The organism is Brevibacillus sp. BD137 (genome assembly GCF_041644655.1).
GTDB lineage: Bacteria > Bacillota > Bacilli > Brevibacillales > Brevibacillaceae > Brevibacillus > Brevibacillus brevis_D.
Genome location: NZ_JAOTNO010000001.1, coordinates 435,057 through 450,806 on the forward strand (window position 1 = coordinate 435,057; position 15,750 = coordinate 450,806).

General features: G+C 47.7%; 17 protein-coding genes and 1 other annotated feature. All 17 genes read right to left on the reverse strand.

Going from position 1 to position 15,750, the window contains the following annotated elements; all coding sequences use genetic code 11:
* Positions 1 to 128: 128 nt before the first annotated feature.
* The gene (gene ileS / locus ODZ53_RS02350) at positions 129 to 2,906 is read right to left on the reverse strand and encodes an isoleucine--tRNA ligase (protein ID WP_372675782.1); all 2,778 of its coding nucleotides are present in this window, start codon (positions 2,904 to 2,906) and stop codon (positions 129 to 131) included.
* Positions 2,907 to 2,952: 46 nt separating this feature from the next.
* Positions 2,953 to 3,220: a binding site (T-box leader), on the reverse strand.
* 65 nt (positions 3,221 to 3,285) lie between these two features.
* Positions 3,286 to 3,777, reverse strand: coding sequence for a DivIVA domain-containing protein (locus ODZ53_RS02355; RefSeq protein WP_007717747.1), 492 nt, complete (start codon positions 3,775 to 3,777; stop codon positions 3,286 to 3,288).
* A 100-nt stretch (positions 3,778 to 3,877) separates the two neighbouring features.
* Entirely contained in the window at positions 3,878 to 4,651 is a 774-nt protein-coding gene (locus ODZ53_RS02360; protein ID WP_372675783.1) for a YlmH family RNA-binding protein, read from the reverse strand.
* 12 nt (positions 4,652 to 4,663) lie between these two features.
* Positions 4,664 to 4,930 carry a YggT family protein gene (locus ODZ53_RS02365; protein ID WP_372675784.1) on the reverse strand — a complete coding sequence of 89 codons (267 nt, stop codon included), beginning with the start codon at positions 4,928 to 4,930 and terminating at the stop codon, positions 4,664 to 4,666.
* 31 nt (positions 4,931 to 4,961) lie between these two features.
* Positions 4,962 to 5,390 carry a cell division protein SepF gene (locus tag ODZ53_RS02370; protein WP_015892082.1) on the reverse strand — a complete coding sequence of 143 codons (429 nt, stop codon included), beginning with the start codon at positions 5,388 to 5,390 and terminating at the stop codon, positions 4,962 to 4,964.
* A gap of 42 nt (positions 5,391 to 5,432) precedes the next feature.
* Positions 5,433 to 6,131: a YggS family pyridoxal phosphate-dependent enzyme gene (locus tag ODZ53_RS02375; protein ID WP_372675785.1), complete on the reverse strand. Its 699-nt coding sequence runs from the start codon at positions 6,129 to 6,131 to the stop codon at positions 5,433 to 5,435.
* A gap of 20 nt (positions 6,132 to 6,151) precedes the next feature.
* Positions 6,152 to 6,982 (reverse strand): peptidoglycan editing factor PgeF, encoded by an 831-nt coding sequence (pgeF, locus tag ODZ53_RS02380; RefSeq protein WP_173605316.1) that lies wholly within the window; start codon positions 6,980 to 6,982, stop codon positions 6,152 to 6,154.
* Positions 6,983 to 7,062: 80 nt separating this feature from the next.
* The gene (locus ODZ53_RS02385) at positions 7,063 to 7,341 is read right to left on the reverse strand and encodes a YlmC/YmxH family sporulation protein (protein WP_015892085.1); all 279 of its coding nucleotides are present in this window, start codon (positions 7,339 to 7,341) and stop codon (positions 7,063 to 7,065) included.
* Positions 7,342 to 7,501: 160 nt separating this feature from the next.
* Positions 7,502 to 8,281: an RNA polymerase sporulation sigma factor SigG gene (gene sigG / locus ODZ53_RS02390; RefSeq protein ID WP_015892086.1), complete on the reverse strand. Its 780-nt coding sequence runs from the start codon at positions 8,279 to 8,281 to the stop codon at positions 7,502 to 7,504.
* A gap of 149 nt (positions 8,282 to 8,430) precedes the next feature.
* A complete protein-coding gene (sigE, locus tag ODZ53_RS02395) occupies positions 8,431 to 9,153 on the reverse strand; it encodes an RNA polymerase sporulation sigma factor SigE (protein WP_372675787.1) in 723 nt (240 codons plus the stop codon).
* Positions 9,154 to 9,155: 2 nt separating this feature from the next.
* Positions 9,156 to 10,118: a sigma-E processing peptidase SpoIIGA gene (gene spoIIGA / locus ODZ53_RS02400; protein ID WP_372675788.1), complete on the reverse strand. Its 963-nt coding sequence runs from the start codon at positions 10,116 to 10,118 to the stop codon at positions 9,156 to 9,158.
* Between the two features lie 235 nt (positions 10,119 to 10,353).
* The gene (gene ftsZ / locus ODZ53_RS02405; RefSeq protein WP_064200549.1) at positions 10,354 to 11,502 is read right to left on the reverse strand and encodes a cell division protein FtsZ; all 1,149 of its coding nucleotides are present in this window, start codon (positions 11,500 to 11,502) and stop codon (positions 10,354 to 10,356) included.
* Positions 11,503 to 11,599: 97 nt separating this feature from the next.
* Positions 11,600 to 12,853, reverse strand: a complete 1,254-nt coding sequence (gene ftsA, locus ODZ53_RS02410; RefSeq protein ID WP_015892089.1) for a cell division protein FtsA — start codon at positions 12,851 to 12,853, stop codon at positions 11,600 to 11,602.
* Positions 12,854 to 12,995: 142 nt separating this feature from the next.
* Positions 12,996 to 13,343: a small basic family protein gene (locus tag ODZ53_RS02415; RefSeq protein ID WP_015892090.1), complete on the reverse strand. Its 348-nt coding sequence runs from the start codon at positions 13,341 to 13,343 to the stop codon at positions 12,996 to 12,998.
* Between the two features lie 2 nt (positions 13,344 to 13,345).
* Positions 13,346 to 14,092, reverse strand: coding sequence for a DUF881 domain-containing protein (locus ODZ53_RS02420; protein ID WP_064200548.1), 747 nt, complete (start codon positions 14,090 to 14,092; stop codon positions 13,346 to 13,348).
* A 20-nt stretch (positions 14,093 to 14,112) separates the two neighbouring features.
* Positions 14,113 to 14,823, reverse strand: a complete 711-nt coding sequence (locus tag ODZ53_RS02425; RefSeq protein WP_016740730.1) for a DUF881 domain-containing protein — start codon at positions 14,821 to 14,823, stop codon at positions 14,113 to 14,115.
* 21 nt (positions 14,824 to 14,844) lie between these two features.
* Positions 14,845 to 15,639: a cell division protein FtsQ/DivIB gene (locus ODZ53_RS02430; protein ID WP_015892093.1), complete on the reverse strand. Its 795-nt coding sequence runs from the start codon at positions 15,637 to 15,639 to the stop codon at positions 14,845 to 14,847.
* Positions 15,640 to 15,750 lie beyond the last annotated feature (111 nt).

The window sequence follows — 15,750 nt, forward strand, 5'->3', positions numbered from 1 at the left end:
CAGCAAAACGGCCATGACTTTTTGTTGGTCCGCATGCGCCATATCTACCTTTTTGAAAAACATCGAGATGTTTTTCACCGCAAAAAACCTGCCACCCCCAAAGGGAATGACAGGTTGATCAACGGATTTTATTCTGTTACATGTGCGTAATGTTGTTCGACGACATCAGCACAACGTACGCAGAGCGACGCGTGCGACTCGCGAGTGCCAACATCAGGTTTTACTACGCGGCAACGCTCGCATTTTCCACCGTCTGCGGCAGAGACCACAGCAGCAATTCCTTCGAGTTGTACTGCTTCTGCCGGAGCAGACCCGCTGTGTACATCCACGTGAGCCACGATGAACAGGTCAGCGAGATCGTCCATTGCTGCCAATGTTTTCGCAACTTCTTCCGTTTGTGGGTACAGAGCCAGCTTCGCATCAACCGAGTTACCGAACACCTTGTTGCGGCGCGCTTCTTCCATGGCTTTGAGAACCTCGTCACGGATCGCCAGGAACGCATCCCATTTGCTCTCTGCTTCTGCTGCAAAGCTGAGATGTTGTTCGTCGCCTACTGGCATGTCTGTCAACTGCACACTCTTCTCTTCCACACCTGGAATGAACGCCCACACCTCGTCGGCTGTATGCGGCAAGAGTGGAGCAACCAGCTTCACCAGACTGAGCAAGCAATCGTACATCACTGTCTGTGCAGCACGTCGTTTCAGACTGTCTGGTGCTTCTACATACAGGCGATCCTTGCAAATATCCAGATAGAATGCGGACAAATCAATTACGCAGAAGTTATGAACCGCATGGAAAACGGTATGGAACTGATATTCATCGTACGCTTTGCGTGTACGCTTCGCGACTTTTGCCGCTTTCGCCAGAACATAACGATCCAGCTCTCCCAGCTCTTCGTACGCTACGCGGTCTGTTGCTGGATTAAATCCATCAAGGTTACCCAACAGGAAGCGGAACGTATTGCGGATTTTGCGGTACACCTCAGCGATCTGGTTCAGAATCGCATCGGAAATGCGCACATCAGCCTGATAATCAACAGAAGCTACCCACAGACGCAAGATATCTGCACCCATCTTGTCAATAACTTGTTGTGGTACGATGACGTTACCAAGGGATTTGGACATTTTGCGTCCTTCTCCATCCAATGCAAAGCCGTGGCTCAGGACGGATTTGTAAGGAGCTGTGCCATACACGGCAACCCCTGTTGAGAGAGAAGAGTTAAACCAGCCACGATACTGGTCAGAGCCTTCCAGATACATGTCAGCTGGCCAAGCAATGCCTCTTTCGCGCAAAACAGCCTGGTGGCTGGAGCCGGAGTCGAACCAAACGTCCATAATATCCGTTTCTTTGCGGAAATCGTTGCAATCGCATTTGGTGCAAGAAAGCCCTTCTGGAACGAGCTCATTTGCTTCACGGGAGAACCATACTTTCGATCCTTCTTTGCGGAACAGATCAGCAACATGGTTGATCGTCGTGTCGTTAATGATCGGTTCGTTACATGCTTTGCAATAGAAGATTGGAATCGGTACACCCCAGACACGCTGACGGGAAATGCACCAGTCGCCACGATCCGCAATCATGTTAGCCAGACGAGTTTCTCCCCAATGCGGAATCCATTTTACATTTTTAATCGCTTCGAGCATTTGCGTACGGAATCCGTCGATCGATGCGAACCATTGCTCTGTCGCGCGATAAATAACCGGTTTTTTCGTACGCCAGTCATGTGGGTAAGAGTGCGTGAAGAAACTGAGCTTCAAGAGTGCTCCGTTTTCTTTCAGCTTTTCGGTAATCACTTTGTTGGCATCTTCATAGAATAGACCTTCAAAGCCTGGTGCTTCATTGGTCATTTTACCTTCGTGATCTACCGGGCAAAGGACACCCAAATTGTATTTTTGACCAACGTTAAAGTCATCTTCCCCGTGTCCTGGAGCAGTATGAACGCAACCAGTACCTGCATCCAGGGTTACGTGCTCGCCCAGAATGAGTGGAGACTTGCGATCGTAGAACGGATGCTGCGTTTCTACACCTTCCAGTTCTTGACCTTTAAAGGTCGCAAGAATCTCTACGCCTTCCCAGCCAATTTCTTTGCTCGCAGCTTCAATCAGACCGTTGGCTACCAGGAATTTGCGGCCATCTACCTTCACGACGTTGTACTCGAGTTCAGGGTGCAAGCTGATCGCGAGGTTTGCTGGCAATGTCCACGGAGTCGTTGTCCAGATCACAACACCTGTTTCTGTGTCCAGCTTGCCTTTTCCATCTGCTACTTGGAAGCTGACGTAAATGGAAGGAGAACGCTTGTCTTTGTATTCGATTTCTGCATCAGCCAGAGCCGTCTCAGAAGACGGAGACCAGTATACGCAGCGCAGACCCTTGTAAATATAACCCTTCTTCGCCATTTCACCGAATACGCGAATTTGGTTGGCTTCATACTCAGGCAGGAGTGTAACATAAGGGTTTTCCCAATCTCCGCGAACGCCCAGACGCTTGAATTGGTCGCGTTGCTTGTCGATATAGGACCAAGCATATTCTTCACAGCGCTGGCGGAAATCGTTCACTTCGATGCTACGACGATCCAGCCCTTGTGCATTGATAATCGCTTGCTCAATCGGCAAACCATGTGTATCCCAGCCTGGGATGTACGGCGCATAAAAGCCTGCCATGGATTTATAGCGAACGATGAAGTCCTTGAGGATTTTGTTCAGTGCGTGACCAATATGAATGTCTCCATTCGCATATGGAGGGCCATCATGCAAGACAAAAGACGGGCGGTCTTTTGTACGATCCAACACTTGTTGGTAAATATTTTGCTCTTCCCATACCGCTTGCATCTGTGGCTCGCGGCTTGGCAAATTGCCACGCATAGGGAAATCGGTTTTTGGTAGCGCTAAAGTTTTGCTGTAATCCATGGCCTGATTCACTCCTTAAATAAATAAAAGCCTTCACTCATCCCCTAAAAGGGACGAGAGAAAGCTCCCGTGGTACCACCCTGATTGAACAAACCCGTACGACAAAAAAGCCTGCATCGGATTCGTTCCACTTCACTCATTCGTAACGGGAATGACGCGCTCACTTACTCACCTGTGCAACCATCAAGGTTCTACGGTTTTCGGATATTGAACTCCCGGGTGATTTTCTGCGAAAGCAACTGGCCGGGTTTTCACCTTTTCCCGACTCTCTAGGCAGTGCTGGCTCACGTACTCTTCCCGTTCATCGTCTATGATTTGTGATTTATTTCAAAAAAGTTGTCTTTCATTATAATACCATCATTGCTCGAACGTCAATGATTTATTCAACTGTTACAGGAGAATCAACCTGTGGCTGTTCGATGCTGTCCCAGTCGCCATTCTCCAACATTTCCAGTTGCGCTTCCAAAAGCGTCCGAAAGCGCATACGGTAAACCGAAGCACGTTTTTTTAATTCTTCGATTTCGATTGCGATTTTGCGCGACTTCGCCAATGCTTCATTGACGATTCGGTCTGCATTTTTCTCCGCTTCTTTTAGGATGAGCTGCGCTTCCTTGCGGGCATTCGACTTCACATCCTCTGCTGTCTCCTGCGCTACCAGAATCGACTTGCTCAAATTTTCTTCCAAACTCTTATAGTAATCTACGCGCTCATTTAGAATGGCTACGCGCTCTTCCTGTTCTTTTTTCTCTTTTATCAAGAGCTCAAAATCTTTGATCACCTGATCGAGAAATTCGTTCACTTCGTCAATGTTATACCCACGAAAGCCTGTGCTGAATTCCTTATTGTGTATATCCAACGGCGTTAATGGCACATGAACCCCCCACTTTTCCCGATAATTCGTCTCTAATCATTTCGACAGGATTAGCAGTGTTTCCTGCCGTATTTTACAATTTTTTGCGCCTTGGTCCATCTTATGTAACCAGTCCGACAATCATTCGAATTCGTCCGCTACGCGTTGGACCTGCTACCTCAAGAATTTTGAACCGACCATAGCCTGCAAGAGATACCATATCCCCCATCTGGAGTTGATATGACGGGTCTTCGATTACTTTCCAGTTGATTTTTACTTTTCCCGCTCGAATTGGCACCAGGGCTTTTGCACGAGACATATTGTGTACTTCTCCGATGATCGCGTCAATTCGACCTGATGGGACGGTGATTGTTTTTTCTACAAACTTGGGTGCAGGAGGTGTGAAAGCCTCCCATGCTACCTGCTCAAACTGAACAGATGTCCGGTGAATTTGTGTCACCTGCCCACAGACAAAATCAGCAACTTCCTCTGCTACAATCGCATAGCTGCCCGCTGAATCTGTCAGCATATCTCCGAATTTCTCCCGCTTCATCCCGACACCCAGTATCGCCCCCATCACATCTCGATGCTCCAGCACATGAAAGCGCTGATCTGCCTTGATTGCCAATAAGGTAAGGCGATAATCATCAGGTTCGACCGGGAGGTACTCCGGATGGATGATAATACGAACTCGCTCGGCACCTTCGTATCCTCCATATGGAGAAACCTTCACATCTCTTACTTGTGAGGATAGACTCTGAAAAATCAGCAATTGCCTCGGGTCTACAAAATCAGTAAGGCGCATGGCCTGCTTCCGCTCTACTTGCGTCAGCATTTCCAGCGCCCGTTCAACAAAGGGACGTTCTTCTTTTGAAAAATGGTCAAATATGCTCATCGTTTCACTCGCCTAGAACATGATTTGTTTCAAAATGGCGTACAGGCCGGATTGGGCAAAGCGCAGGGCAATCAATGCGACAATCGGGGAGATATCGATGAAGCCGAGCGGTGGGATAAACCGGCGAAATGGCGCCAAATAAGGCTCAACCAGTCTTTCCAGTAACTGTCCAATGCCTGTACCTCTCATTTGAGGAACCCATGACATCAAAATGTAAGCAATAATCATGTATTGATATACCGTAAAGGCAAAATCTATAATATCTACGATAACTTTCATTAGCTCACCCTTTTACATTCGTCTTAAATGGCTACTCTTCCAGCACACTGGAGATCGTACCCTGAATATCTACATGGTCAGGTGTGCACACGAAGATCGTGTCTCCGACCTTTTGGATATCGCCGTTTAATGCGTAGACCGTCCCGCTCAAAAAGTCGATAATTCTCTTGGCTTGGTCTTTTTCCACGCGATGAAGATTGACCACAACAGGTCTACGATGACGTAGGTTGTCCGCGATATCCTGTGCGTCGCTGTAATGACGGGGTTCACAGAGAATCAAACGGATTCCCTCCTTTTCCCGTGCTTGAAACGGTACTACGTTGTTAGTTCGACTGATCGCTGGCTGGCGTTTGTGCGAGGACTCTTGCTCTTCTCTTTCCTCTTCCACCGTTGTTGTCTCTTCGATGTATTCCTCGTTTTCTAACCCCAGAAACCCCATCAATTTATTCATAACACCCATACTCTTCCTCCTCTCTTACTCTGTGGTTTGGCCTGCCTTCCTTTACTCCGGCTTGACCAATACCGATCCTAAACGAATATATGTAGCTCCCTCTTCAATGGCCACTTCAAAATCACTAGACATGCCCATGGACAGTTCTTCCACCTGTGCGTGCGGGAATGCCATTTCGTTAATCCGTTGCTTCCACTCATAGAGACCACGGAACACCTGTCTGGCTTCCTCTTGGTTTTCGACAACAGGCGCCATTGTCATTAATCCAACGATACTTATATGTCTCATATTACTGGTTTCGCGCAAAAAAGCCAATACGTCATTGGGACTAAGCCCAAATTTTGTCTCTTCACCGGATATATTGATCTGTAAAAAGCATTTTACGACATGATCCAGCGCTTCACCGCGTCGATTCAACTCTTGTGCCAAAGAAAGTCGATCCAGAGAATGGATGTACGGGAATCTCCCTACGACTTCTTTTGCCTTGTTCGTCTGGAGGTGCCCGATAAAATGCCAGATTCCTTTATCGCCGTGTAGTTCATGCTTGGGTAAGGCATCCTGCACGCGATTTTCTCCGATATTCTCAACGCCTACAGCGAGCAAATCGCCAATAGCATCTGCGTAGACATACTTGGTTACGGCAATAATTTTTACTTCCTCACGCTTGCGGTTCGCCCGATCGCAAGCAGCCTGAATTCTTGCCTCGATGGATTGCAGTCGTTCTTTTAACAATTCTTGTTCCTTGGTCATAACGAACCCTTCCCTTTCTTCTACAGGTTTTCCTTCCAGCCGATATAGGAAGCCATCCGTCCGGTAGTTCCTTGTATCCCAGCTTCCTTGCGATGAGAGAAAAACAAGTCTGTTCTGCAGCTTGTACACCAATGCGTGGAGAAAATATTCCCGGAAGAAATTCCTGCTTCGAGCAATATCGCTGTGTTCAGCTGACGGAGGTCCAGCATATATCGATCCCCAGTGGAGGAGATCACTGCTTTTTCCCAATCGCCTGCACAAGTGCGAACCTGCGTCATGATTCGCTCATCGACTTCATAGCAACAGCCGCCAATGGATGGGCCAATTGCGACGAAAATGTCCGCTGGCTTGGCCTGATAGTGCTTCGTCATTGCCTTCACCATTTCCTCGGCAATACGGCCTACTGTTCCCTTCCAGCCTGCGTGGGCAAGTCCGATTGCACCTGATTGAGGGTGTAGAAAATAGAGAGGCACACAATCTGCATAAAACGAGGTCAGCATGACTCCTTTTTCAAGGGTAAACAAACCATCTGTTGCAGATATGACGTCCTCCAGACTTTCTTTTCCCGCCCCGCCTGCTGTAACCTGGCATACCTGATTCCCGTGTACTTGATCGGCGCATGTCCACGCCGAAAATGACATCCCGACTTGTTCTGCCAGCTTGCGTCTATTGGCTACTACGTTCGCAGATTCATCACCCACATGCAGCCCCATATTAAAAGACCCGTACGGTTGTTCACTTTCCCCGCCTGAGCGAATGGTAAACCCCGCCACTAATCCAGGAAATTGTTGCTCCCACTCTGTTAACGATAAGATTGACTTATCCTCTACCCTGACAAATGGTTCTCTCATGTTGTCACCATCCTCATATGGCTAATCATACCATAGCCGAAAAGAAAAGAAAGGCTATCCGTGCCTTTCTCCCTTTCTCGTTAGTATTCATCTCCGCCTGAAGTTTTTACTTCAACTTTAAGTGCTTCTTCCATCCGAACAAGAACCACATCTTTCCCGATCTTCACAATATTGCGCCAAGGAATGACATAATCGTTCCCGGCAGAAAAGAACCCGAGAAATTTTCCTGGTCCCGGTACGACGATAGCCTCTACGCGCCCGTGACGCAGATCGATCTCCAAATCTGAAATTTGCCCAAGCCGTTTCCCATCGAGAATATTTACCACTTCTTTGGTCTGGAAGTCAGAGATTTTTACCATTCTTCCTCACCTTCTTTTCTCCGTTACTTTCAGTATATGAGTCCAAATAGGAATATGTCCGCTTCTTTGCCAAAAAGTAAGGCGATTGAAATCGAACGTTTCCGCTCGTACAAAAAACCCGAACGGTACAAGACCGCCGGGTCACCTATGTCGTTTCTCATTACGATTGAACGTGCTTTTGCATATGGGCAATTGCCGCTTTTTCTAATCGGGAGACCTGTGCCTGTGAGATACCGATTTCCTCTGCTACTTCCATCTGCGTTTTTCCTTCGTAAAAGCGCATGGATAATATCATTTTTTCTCGGTCACCTAGCCGCTGCATTCCCTCACGAAGTGCAATTTCCTCTACCCACGTGACATCTTTGTTCTTCTCGTCACTAATCTGATCCATGACGTAAATCGGATCGCCACCATCCTGATAAATCGGTTCAAACAATGAAACCGGATCTTGGATCGCATCGAGTGCAAACACGACATCTTCTTTGGCTACGTTCAATTCCTGAGAAATCTCGATAATGGTAGGCTCTCGCGAATGTTTGTTGGTCAAATTGTCACGCACCTGCAAGGCCTTGTACGCGATGTCTCGCAAAGAGCGGGAAACACGAATCGGATTGTTATCCCGTAAATAGCGGCGAATTTCTCCGATGATCATCGGTACGGCATACGTGGAAAACTTCACATTTTGCCCGAGATCAAAGTTGTCGATCGCTTTCATCAACCCGATGCAGCCTACTTGAAACAAGTCATCCACGAACTCTCCGCGATTGTTGAACCGTTGGATTACGCTAAGCACCAATCGCAAGTTGCCGTTGACCAGCTTCTCGCGGGCCGCCAGCTCCCCACTTTGCAGGCGCTCAAACAAATCCCGCATCTCTTTGTTTGTCAACACCGGAAGCTTGGAGGTATCTACCCCGCATATCTCTACCTTATTGCGCGTCACGTCTTTCCCTCCTCGAAGCAAGAAAAAAGTCCCTAACCCGGTTGTCTTGAAAGGCCGCGTAACTGACGCGTAGCCGACCAAGAAGGTGGCAAAAACCACCATCTGTTTCGGTTTAGGAACAGTATCCCCCCAAGCTGGGAAAATATGCGTTAGACCATCTTGTTGAATTCTTTTCGCAACCGTTTTATAATTCGCTTTTCCAAACGCGAAATATACGACTGTGAAATTCCCAACAAATCCGCTACATCCTTTTGTGTCTTTTCCTCTTCTCCCGCCAAGCCGAAGCGCAGCTCCATGATAATTCTCTCGCGGTCAGACAGTTTATCCAGTGCTTTTTTCAGAAGCTTTCGATCCACTTGGTCCTCGATGTTTTTATAAATCGTATCATTCTCCGTACCCAGAACATCTGAGAGTAACAGCTCATTGCCATCCCAGTCGATGTTAAGCGGTTCATCAAAAGATACCTCTGAACGAATTTTATTATTACGGCGAAGATACATGAGGATTTCGTTTTCGATACAACGAGAAGCATACGTTGCCAGCTTGATGTTCTTGTCTGGATCAAAGGTATTCACTGCCTTGATCAAGCCGATAGTGCCTATGCTGACCAAGTCCTCAATGTTAATCCCCGTATTCTCAAACTTGCGGGCGATGTAAACGACCAGACGAAGATTGCGTTCAATCAACATACCGCGGACAGCCGGATCACCAGACGGCAGTCGTCCGAGCAGCAGCTCCTCTTCTTCTCTGGTCAACGGTGGAGGCAATGCTTCACTCCCGCCAATATAATAGACTTCTTCGGCGCGTACACCAAGCCAGAGCAAGATTCGGTACCAGGTCAGTTGGAGTTGTAGGCGAAGTTTTACAAACATGATTAGCCCTCCTGTTTGAGAATAAAGGTTGATTCCTCTGTATAAGTTTCCATCAGCGCTGGGTGCACGATAGCCTGATACTTGCCATCAGCAGCCAATGGGATCGGGTTAAGCCCGATTAACACCCGTTCTGTTTCAAAACGAATCCCGTCTTGCACAACCGTGACACGGTCTGGCTTGATTGCGAGCAAAAAATCCATTCCCCTTGACACGCTGCGATACGGGATCAAGCGTACCCGAGACTGCCATTCCAGCGGCAAATGATCCCAAGATCCGTCCAGCTTCTCCCACACTCCACCGTTTTCATCGGCTTGTCGGAGAAGCGACGGCGGAAGCAAATGTGCGAACATGCGATTTTCTATAATCATGACGGGTATGCGTGTAATCGGCTCGTGGAGCTGGTTTCCTGTGTCCACAAGTCCACGGCAAATGACTTTTTCCCCTGCTAGCGTAACGACGACATCGACGAGAAAGGTTTCAATTCTTCGTGGCTCCTGGATTGCACGGTAGCTCTTTTTCCCGAGGAAAAAGATCAGGATAAAACCGATCAGGACAATCCCCAAAGTAGGCTTGAATCCGACGCCAAACCCATCATTATGCGTGACAACCAGTCCATTGACAATTTCACTCTGCGGTGCCAAAAAATACTGTAGCCCAAGCACTCCCCCTCCGAACACAAATGCGACGAAGTAAAAAATGATCAAGTTTTGCGCAAAGGACAACAACCTCCTGTTCCCAAAAGCAATCCACAGCATGATGACAGAAAAGAGCAGTTTGACCCACCATTGATACATGGAAGAAAACACAGGGAAAAAGAAAAAGACCAGATACGCGGAGCCAAAAAGAGAGGCAAGTATCATTCTCCACCACACCATGCGCTCTTTGCGAAAATAAGCAGTAAACCAGAGTAACAAGGTATCAATAGCCACATTCAGGAGTAGAATGATATCAAGATACACAACCACTTGCTTTCCCCCTCATCTTTTGACCGACTTGGCAGCAAGCATGTGTCCTAGCAAAAATGGTAAATAGTAGGACGACTTCTATCAGTAAAAGCAGTATATATCAATGTGTATGTAAAGTCTGTCAATTCTTGACGGTGTTTTTTTGGTTTTTTTGTCTAACATTTTTCATCCAATCAACGAAAAAAAGCCTTGTCCCCACTGACGGGAACAAGGCTTTTGGCAGTCGTTTATCGCTTTAGTTTTTGTTACGGCGGCGATTGCGTAGGAATGCTGGAATATCCAGATTATCCAGGTTGCCCATGGAGAAGAAGGACTTGTCTTCCTCTTCTTCCTTCGCACGGCTGTTATTCGTATTGGAAACTGGTGTCGGACGATTGCCAGGCGTATTGATCGGCTGTTGCTGACGGCGAGGAGCTTCCGCCGCGCGTTGACTATGCTCGAAGCCTGTAGCAATTACGGTCACTACCAATTCATTTTTCAGATCCTCGTTAATCACAGCACCGAAAATCATGTTAACATCTGGGTCGGATGCAGAAGATACGATGTCGGCTGCTTCGTTTACTTCGTACAAGCTCAGGTTGGTACCGCCAGTGATGTTCATGAGAACACCGCGTGCACCATCAATCGAAGTCTCAAGCAGTGGGCTGGAAATGGCACGGCGAGCTGCTTCAGCCGCACGATTTTCGCCGCTGCTTACACCGATTCCCATGAGAGCAGAACCGCGCTCAGTCATGATCGTCTTCACGTCAGCAAAGTCCAGGTTGATCAGTCCAGGTACAGCAATCAGGTCGGAAATACCTTGAACCCCTTGTCGCAGTACGTTGTCAACTTCGCGGAACGCTTCGAGCATTGGCGTATTTTTGTCAACGATTTCCAACAGGCGGTCGTTAGGAATCACGATCAGTGTATCTACTTTTTCTTTCAGAGCAGCGATACCGATCTCACCGTGCTGGGAACGTCTGCGACCCTCGAAGGAGAATGGACGGGTTACTACCCCAACGGTAAGAGCGCCCATTTCCTTTGCGATCTCTGCAACAACAGGTGCAGCACCTGTACCCGTACCTCCACCCATACCGGCTGTTACGAATACCATGTCTGCTCCACGTAGAGCGTTCTCAATCAGATCGCGGCTTTCTTCCGCCGCTTTTTTACCGATCTCAGGGTTCGCACCTGCGCCAAGTCCACGTGTTAGCTTTTCCCCGATTTGCAGCTTGATATCTGCACTAGAGAGCTGAAGTGCTTGCGCATCTGTATTCAAGGTGATGAACTCTACACCTTTCAATCCGCCTGCGATCATGCGGTTTACTGCGTTACTACCGCCGCCTCCGCAACCAATGACCTTAATTCGTGCAAAGGATTCCATATCCATATCAAATTCCAGCATAATGCTAGTCCTCCCCAATTCAACATAAGAAAAACTTCGTGGCTACAGAAGCCTGTCACTTCGTCCTTGTAGTTTAAGCTCGATAAAGCGAACTCGATTAAATAAATTCGCTAAACCAGTTTTTTACTTTTTCCATCAAACCGCCGCCTTCTTTTGGCTTAGACGAGACGGTTTGCTTCTGAGTGCCCTTGAATGAGGGGGTGACGCGAATGCTGCGGCGCTCCATCAACTGCAAGGCATATTGAATCAAACCTACCCCGGTGGTGTAGGCAGGATCTCGCACTCCGATGTAATCAGGAATCGCAATTCGAACAGGTGCGTCCAATTCTTCTTTTGCCAATTCCAACATGCCCGGCATAGCTACGGTACCACCCGTAAGAACATAGCCACCTGCAATTTCGTCGCGATAGCCCAATTTGTATACAGCATCCTCGACTAATTGGAATATTTCCGCAGCGCGCGGCTCGATAATATTGGCCAAATCCACTTGCGTAAATTGCTTTTCGACTTCACTGCCAATCCGGTTCACCTTGAACTTCACATCTTCGGATGCTTCGTCAATAAGGGCACAGCCGTTTTTGGTTTTCACACGATCTGCCACATCTGTATGCGTTCGCAGTCCGAGTGAAATATCGCTCGTAATGTGGTCGCCACCGATGCCGATCACGGTGGTCGCTGCCAGTTTCCCTTGCTCGAATACACCGATCGTGGTAGAACCCGCACCGATGTCGACAAGAACGACACCCATATTTTTGTCATCTTTGGATAGAGCAACAGTGCTAGCCGCAAGCGGCTGCAAGAATATTCCAGCTACACGCAGATTGGTTCGTTGAGCACAGCGAACGATGTTATGTACGACCGTTTTCAACCCGGTCACAATGGTCCCTTCCATTTCCAGTCGGACACCAATCATCCCACGTGGGTCCTTAATGCTCCCTTGTCCATCAACGATATACTCCTTTGGGACTACCTCGATGATTTCACGGTCTGGAGGAATAGCCACGACCTTCGCTGCCTGAATTACGCGTTGAATATCTTCTTCTCGTATCTCACGGTCTTCGCTGGATACAGCGACAACCCCTTGGGTTTCATGCAGATCGATATGGTTTCCAGTGATCCCCACATACACTTCTTCGATTGAAACGCCAACCATGCGTTCCGCATGATCAACCGCTTCCCGGATGGCATGCACGGTTTGGTCGATGTCTACAATCACGCCCTTCTTGATTCCTTCTGAGTGTGATTGTCCGACGCCGATGATGTTGATGGAACCGTTGTTGATCTCGCCGATCATGACGCGTACTTTGGATGTTCCAATGTCTAGGCTGACTATGAGTTCATTGCTTACCAAACCTGTGACACCTCCCCTGCTACGTCTTTTTTCTTGCTCAAGTGAGAACACCTGCATAAATTATTCCACACAGGACAACCATTCCCTTTTTTTCTTATTGATTTTTTGCAAAAAAATGACCATCTTCCCATTTTTCTTCGCGTTATTCTTGCTGATTGATCCATTTGGATAGAACAATTCTCCTAATGACAGCTAGATTGTTGAACAAACGGACCCCGAAAGCCACGATCGCAGCCAAATACAGATCAATCCCCAAGTACCCTCCAATGAAGGCCAAGCCTGCTGCAAAAAGTGTGTTGAAAAAGAATCCAGACATGAAAATACGAACGTTAAAAGTACGCTCTAAAAACGAACGAATCCCCCCAAAGATCGTATCCAATCCAGCCAAGAGGGCTATTGATAGATAGCTGCTATACTCCTGGGGCACTCGCCAATCCAGCAGGAAGCCGACAACAAGACCGACAATCAGTCCGATAAGCGGGAGCCACATGGTTACGAATCTCCTTTTTGTTTCACAGGTTTCATAAATTGAATGACACGTGTTTCGTTATTCGCTGAAATCATCAGCTTGTCCCGTTTTTCTGCCAGCACCTTTTTATTCGCCAGCTGGAAGTTTTCTTCTACGCCCTCCAACTTCAATGCGGACAACAATACTTCAGGTTCCCCCAATGCTTTTATCTCATACGGAGCCCTGATCGTCCTGGTATCGATTTGGATGACGTCTCCCACATTGCGGATCGCAGTGGTAGCAATCAGTCGATGGCCATTAATAGAAACAGCTTGTGCTCCGTTTGCAAACAGGATATTTACCAACCAGCGCAAATCTTCATCGTCAATCGTATAGTCTCCTACAACAGGCACAGGCATATGTCCATCCCCAACTGGCTCTGCAGGTGTATGGGCATCGACAACATCAATAACGATGCCTTCTCCCTCCATCCCTACCATTCCAGCCATTCGCCGAGTCCGTGCCAACTCCTCTTTCATAACAGAGATACTTTCATCTTCACTGAGTGAGGTTTCGTATTGGTAGTACAGCTGATTATACTTTGAAATGTCTGCGAGCAGGTTTTTGTGTTTCTCCAGTTCTTTTTGCAACGTGGTCCGAAGTTCCGCGATGCTGCGAGACTCTTTATGAATAGGATGAAGACTGCTTCGTAATTGCACAGTCAACATCACACCTATGATAGCACTAATGATGGCAAGAATAAATGTGATTTTACGGCTTTTTTGTAACATAGGTAAACGCATCCTTTTATTTAGGAGTGTTTCGTTTTCGCGTCACCAACAAAGGCAGGTAATTCGACCCGCTCTTTTTTGGCTATGCTTATTTGTACAAAATCTTGCAAGGAGTGTAAAACACCTCCCGGCAAATTCAAAGCACTGTCTAGTGTGTCGGGATTCCCTATCGCTGTTACCACGAATGGAGCGGCCGATTTGATGCCATTTACGATGATCGTTGGTCCAATGCAACGAATCTCGGAATTGCTTACCACACGCTGCCCGTTAATACTGATGGCCTCTGCTCCTGCTGCACGCAGTTCATTTACGACCAGGCGTACGTCCTGCTCATGCACAATGTAGTTTGCGATGTCTGCGCTGTTCGCTGCATTCTGGCTATCCTGCATCGTTATGACAATACCTGGCCCTTCGACAGCGACTACCCCTGCTAGCATCCGCGCTGCATCCAGTTGACTGAGTGTATCAGCAGCCTCCGATTTGCGCTCCGCCATCGCCTCTTCCACTTTTCCCACCTGACGTTGCAAATCGAGCAGTTGATTTTCCAGATGCCGATTTTGCTCCTTTTCAGCCAAAATCCGGTCATTCAATTGCGTTTCCTGTTGGAACAGCTGATCATTCATCCGTTCTTTGCGGGTAAGCTTGTTCGTTTCGAAGGAAGTGGCCACTAGAAAGCCGGTAGATAACGTCACGATGGTTAAATACAAATGAAATTTGCGGCGACGACTCATGTCTACTTTCCCCTTTTTCATTTACTGCTGTGGCTGCTGTGGCTGCTCTTGCCCTTCCTGTATAGGAATAGCCCCTTGAGCCCCGTACGGAATAAACCACGGTTGCTCAAACAAAGAGAGCACCCCTTTTGTATCTGGCGGCAATTGTTTCATGATCGCCGGGTACCAGTTCATCATCTTGTCCAGCTTGTAGATGACGCTTCTTACTTCATTCCCGTCGCGCATGTACAGCGTTATGCGTTGCTTGTCGTAAACCGTCGGCGTCAATGTAATATCTGAAATCTCCGCGAGTACATTTGGCGATAATTTCGATAGCGACTTGGCGAGATGGGGAAGGAGCTCCGGTGAGGCCCACGAGCTAATCAATGGCCTGTCCACTACGCGCTTAGCGAAATTAACCTGTTTGAGCACATAGCCATTGTCCAGTAAGGCATAGCGGCTTCCGTCCTGCCCACTCCAAAAAGCGACGCGCTTTTGTTCGGTTATATGTAGCGTGATCAACCCGGGGAAAGAGCGGCTCACCGTCACATCTTTAATGGCCTCTAATGGTTTCAAGTTATTTCGCACACTGTTCTCCCATACGTTTAGAAACTGCATGTCCTTCATTAGGCCAGATTCTGTAATGACTTGCTCTGTCGTATAAATATCATTACCAGTCACTCGAATCTCTTGCACCTTACTGTAAGGGGAACGGATAAAAACGATGATGAGAATGGTAAGAAAAAACAATACCAGCAGAAAGACCAGTTTGCGGTTGCCCCTTCTTCTGGGGCGTTGTTGCTTGACTTGCGGAATGCGTTCCTCATATACCGCCATGGCCGTACCCTTCCTCTTGTTTTTTAGGCTCATTGCCCAGAGCAAAGTAAATTACTGGATGTCCTTCGAATAAATGTCATTTAACAAAACAGGGAAAGCGGCATAACATTA

What these genes read in the sequence shown, in the direction of transcription:
- ODZ53_RS02385 (WP_015892085.1), bottom strand. Translation starts at nt 7,341, where the DNA reads ATGGTAAAAATCTCTGACTTCCAGACCAAAGAAGTGGTAAATATTCTC.
- ODZ53_RS02360 (WP_372675783.1), bottom strand. Translation starts at nt 4,651, where the DNA reads ATGAGCATATTTGACCATTTTTCAAAAGAAGAACGTCCCTTTGTTGAA.
- ODZ53_RS02425 (WP_016740730.1), bottom strand. Translation starts at nt 14,823, where the DNA reads ATGAGTCGTCGCCGCAAATTTCATTTGTATTTAACCATCGTGACGTTA.
- ODZ53_RS02420 (WP_064200548.1), bottom strand. Translation starts at nt 14,092, where the DNA reads ATGTTACAAAAAAGCCGTAAAATCACATTTATTCTTGCCATCATTAGT.
- ileS (WP_372675782.1), bottom strand. Translation starts at nt 2,906, where the DNA reads ATGGATTACAGCAAAACTTTAGCGCTACCAAAAACCGATTTCCCTATG.
- ODZ53_RS02365 (WP_372675784.1), bottom strand. Translation starts at nt 4,930, where the DNA reads ATGAAAGTTATCGTAGATATTATAGATTTTGCCTTTACGGTATATCAA.
- ODZ53_RS02370 (WP_015892082.1), bottom strand. Translation starts at nt 5,390, where the DNA reads ATGGGTGTTATGAATAAATTGATGGGGTTTCTGGGGTTAGAAAACGAG.
- ftsZ (WP_064200549.1), bottom strand. Translation starts at nt 11,502, where the DNA reads ATGCTGGAATTTGATATGGATATGGAATCCTTTGCACGAATTAAGGTC.
- ODZ53_RS02375 (WP_372675785.1), bottom strand. Translation starts at nt 6,131, where the DNA reads ATGACCAAGGAACAAGAATTGTTAAAAGAACGACTGCAATCCATCGAG.
- pgeF (WP_173605316.1), bottom strand. Translation starts at nt 6,982, where the DNA reads ATGAGAGAACCATTTGTCAGGGTAGAGGATAAGTCAATCTTATCGTTA.
- ODZ53_RS02430 (WP_015892093.1), bottom strand. Translation starts at nt 15,639, where the DNA reads ATGGCGGTATATGAGGAACGCATTCCGCAAGTCAAGCAACAACGCCCC.
- sigE (WP_372675787.1), bottom strand. Translation starts at nt 9,153, where the DNA reads ATGTTTGTAAAACTTCGCCTACAACTCCAACTGACCTGGTACCGAATC.
- ODZ53_RS02415 (WP_015892090.1), bottom strand. Translation starts at nt 13,343, where the DNA reads ATGTGGCTCCCGCTTATCGGACTGATTGTCGGTCTTGTTGTCGGCTTC.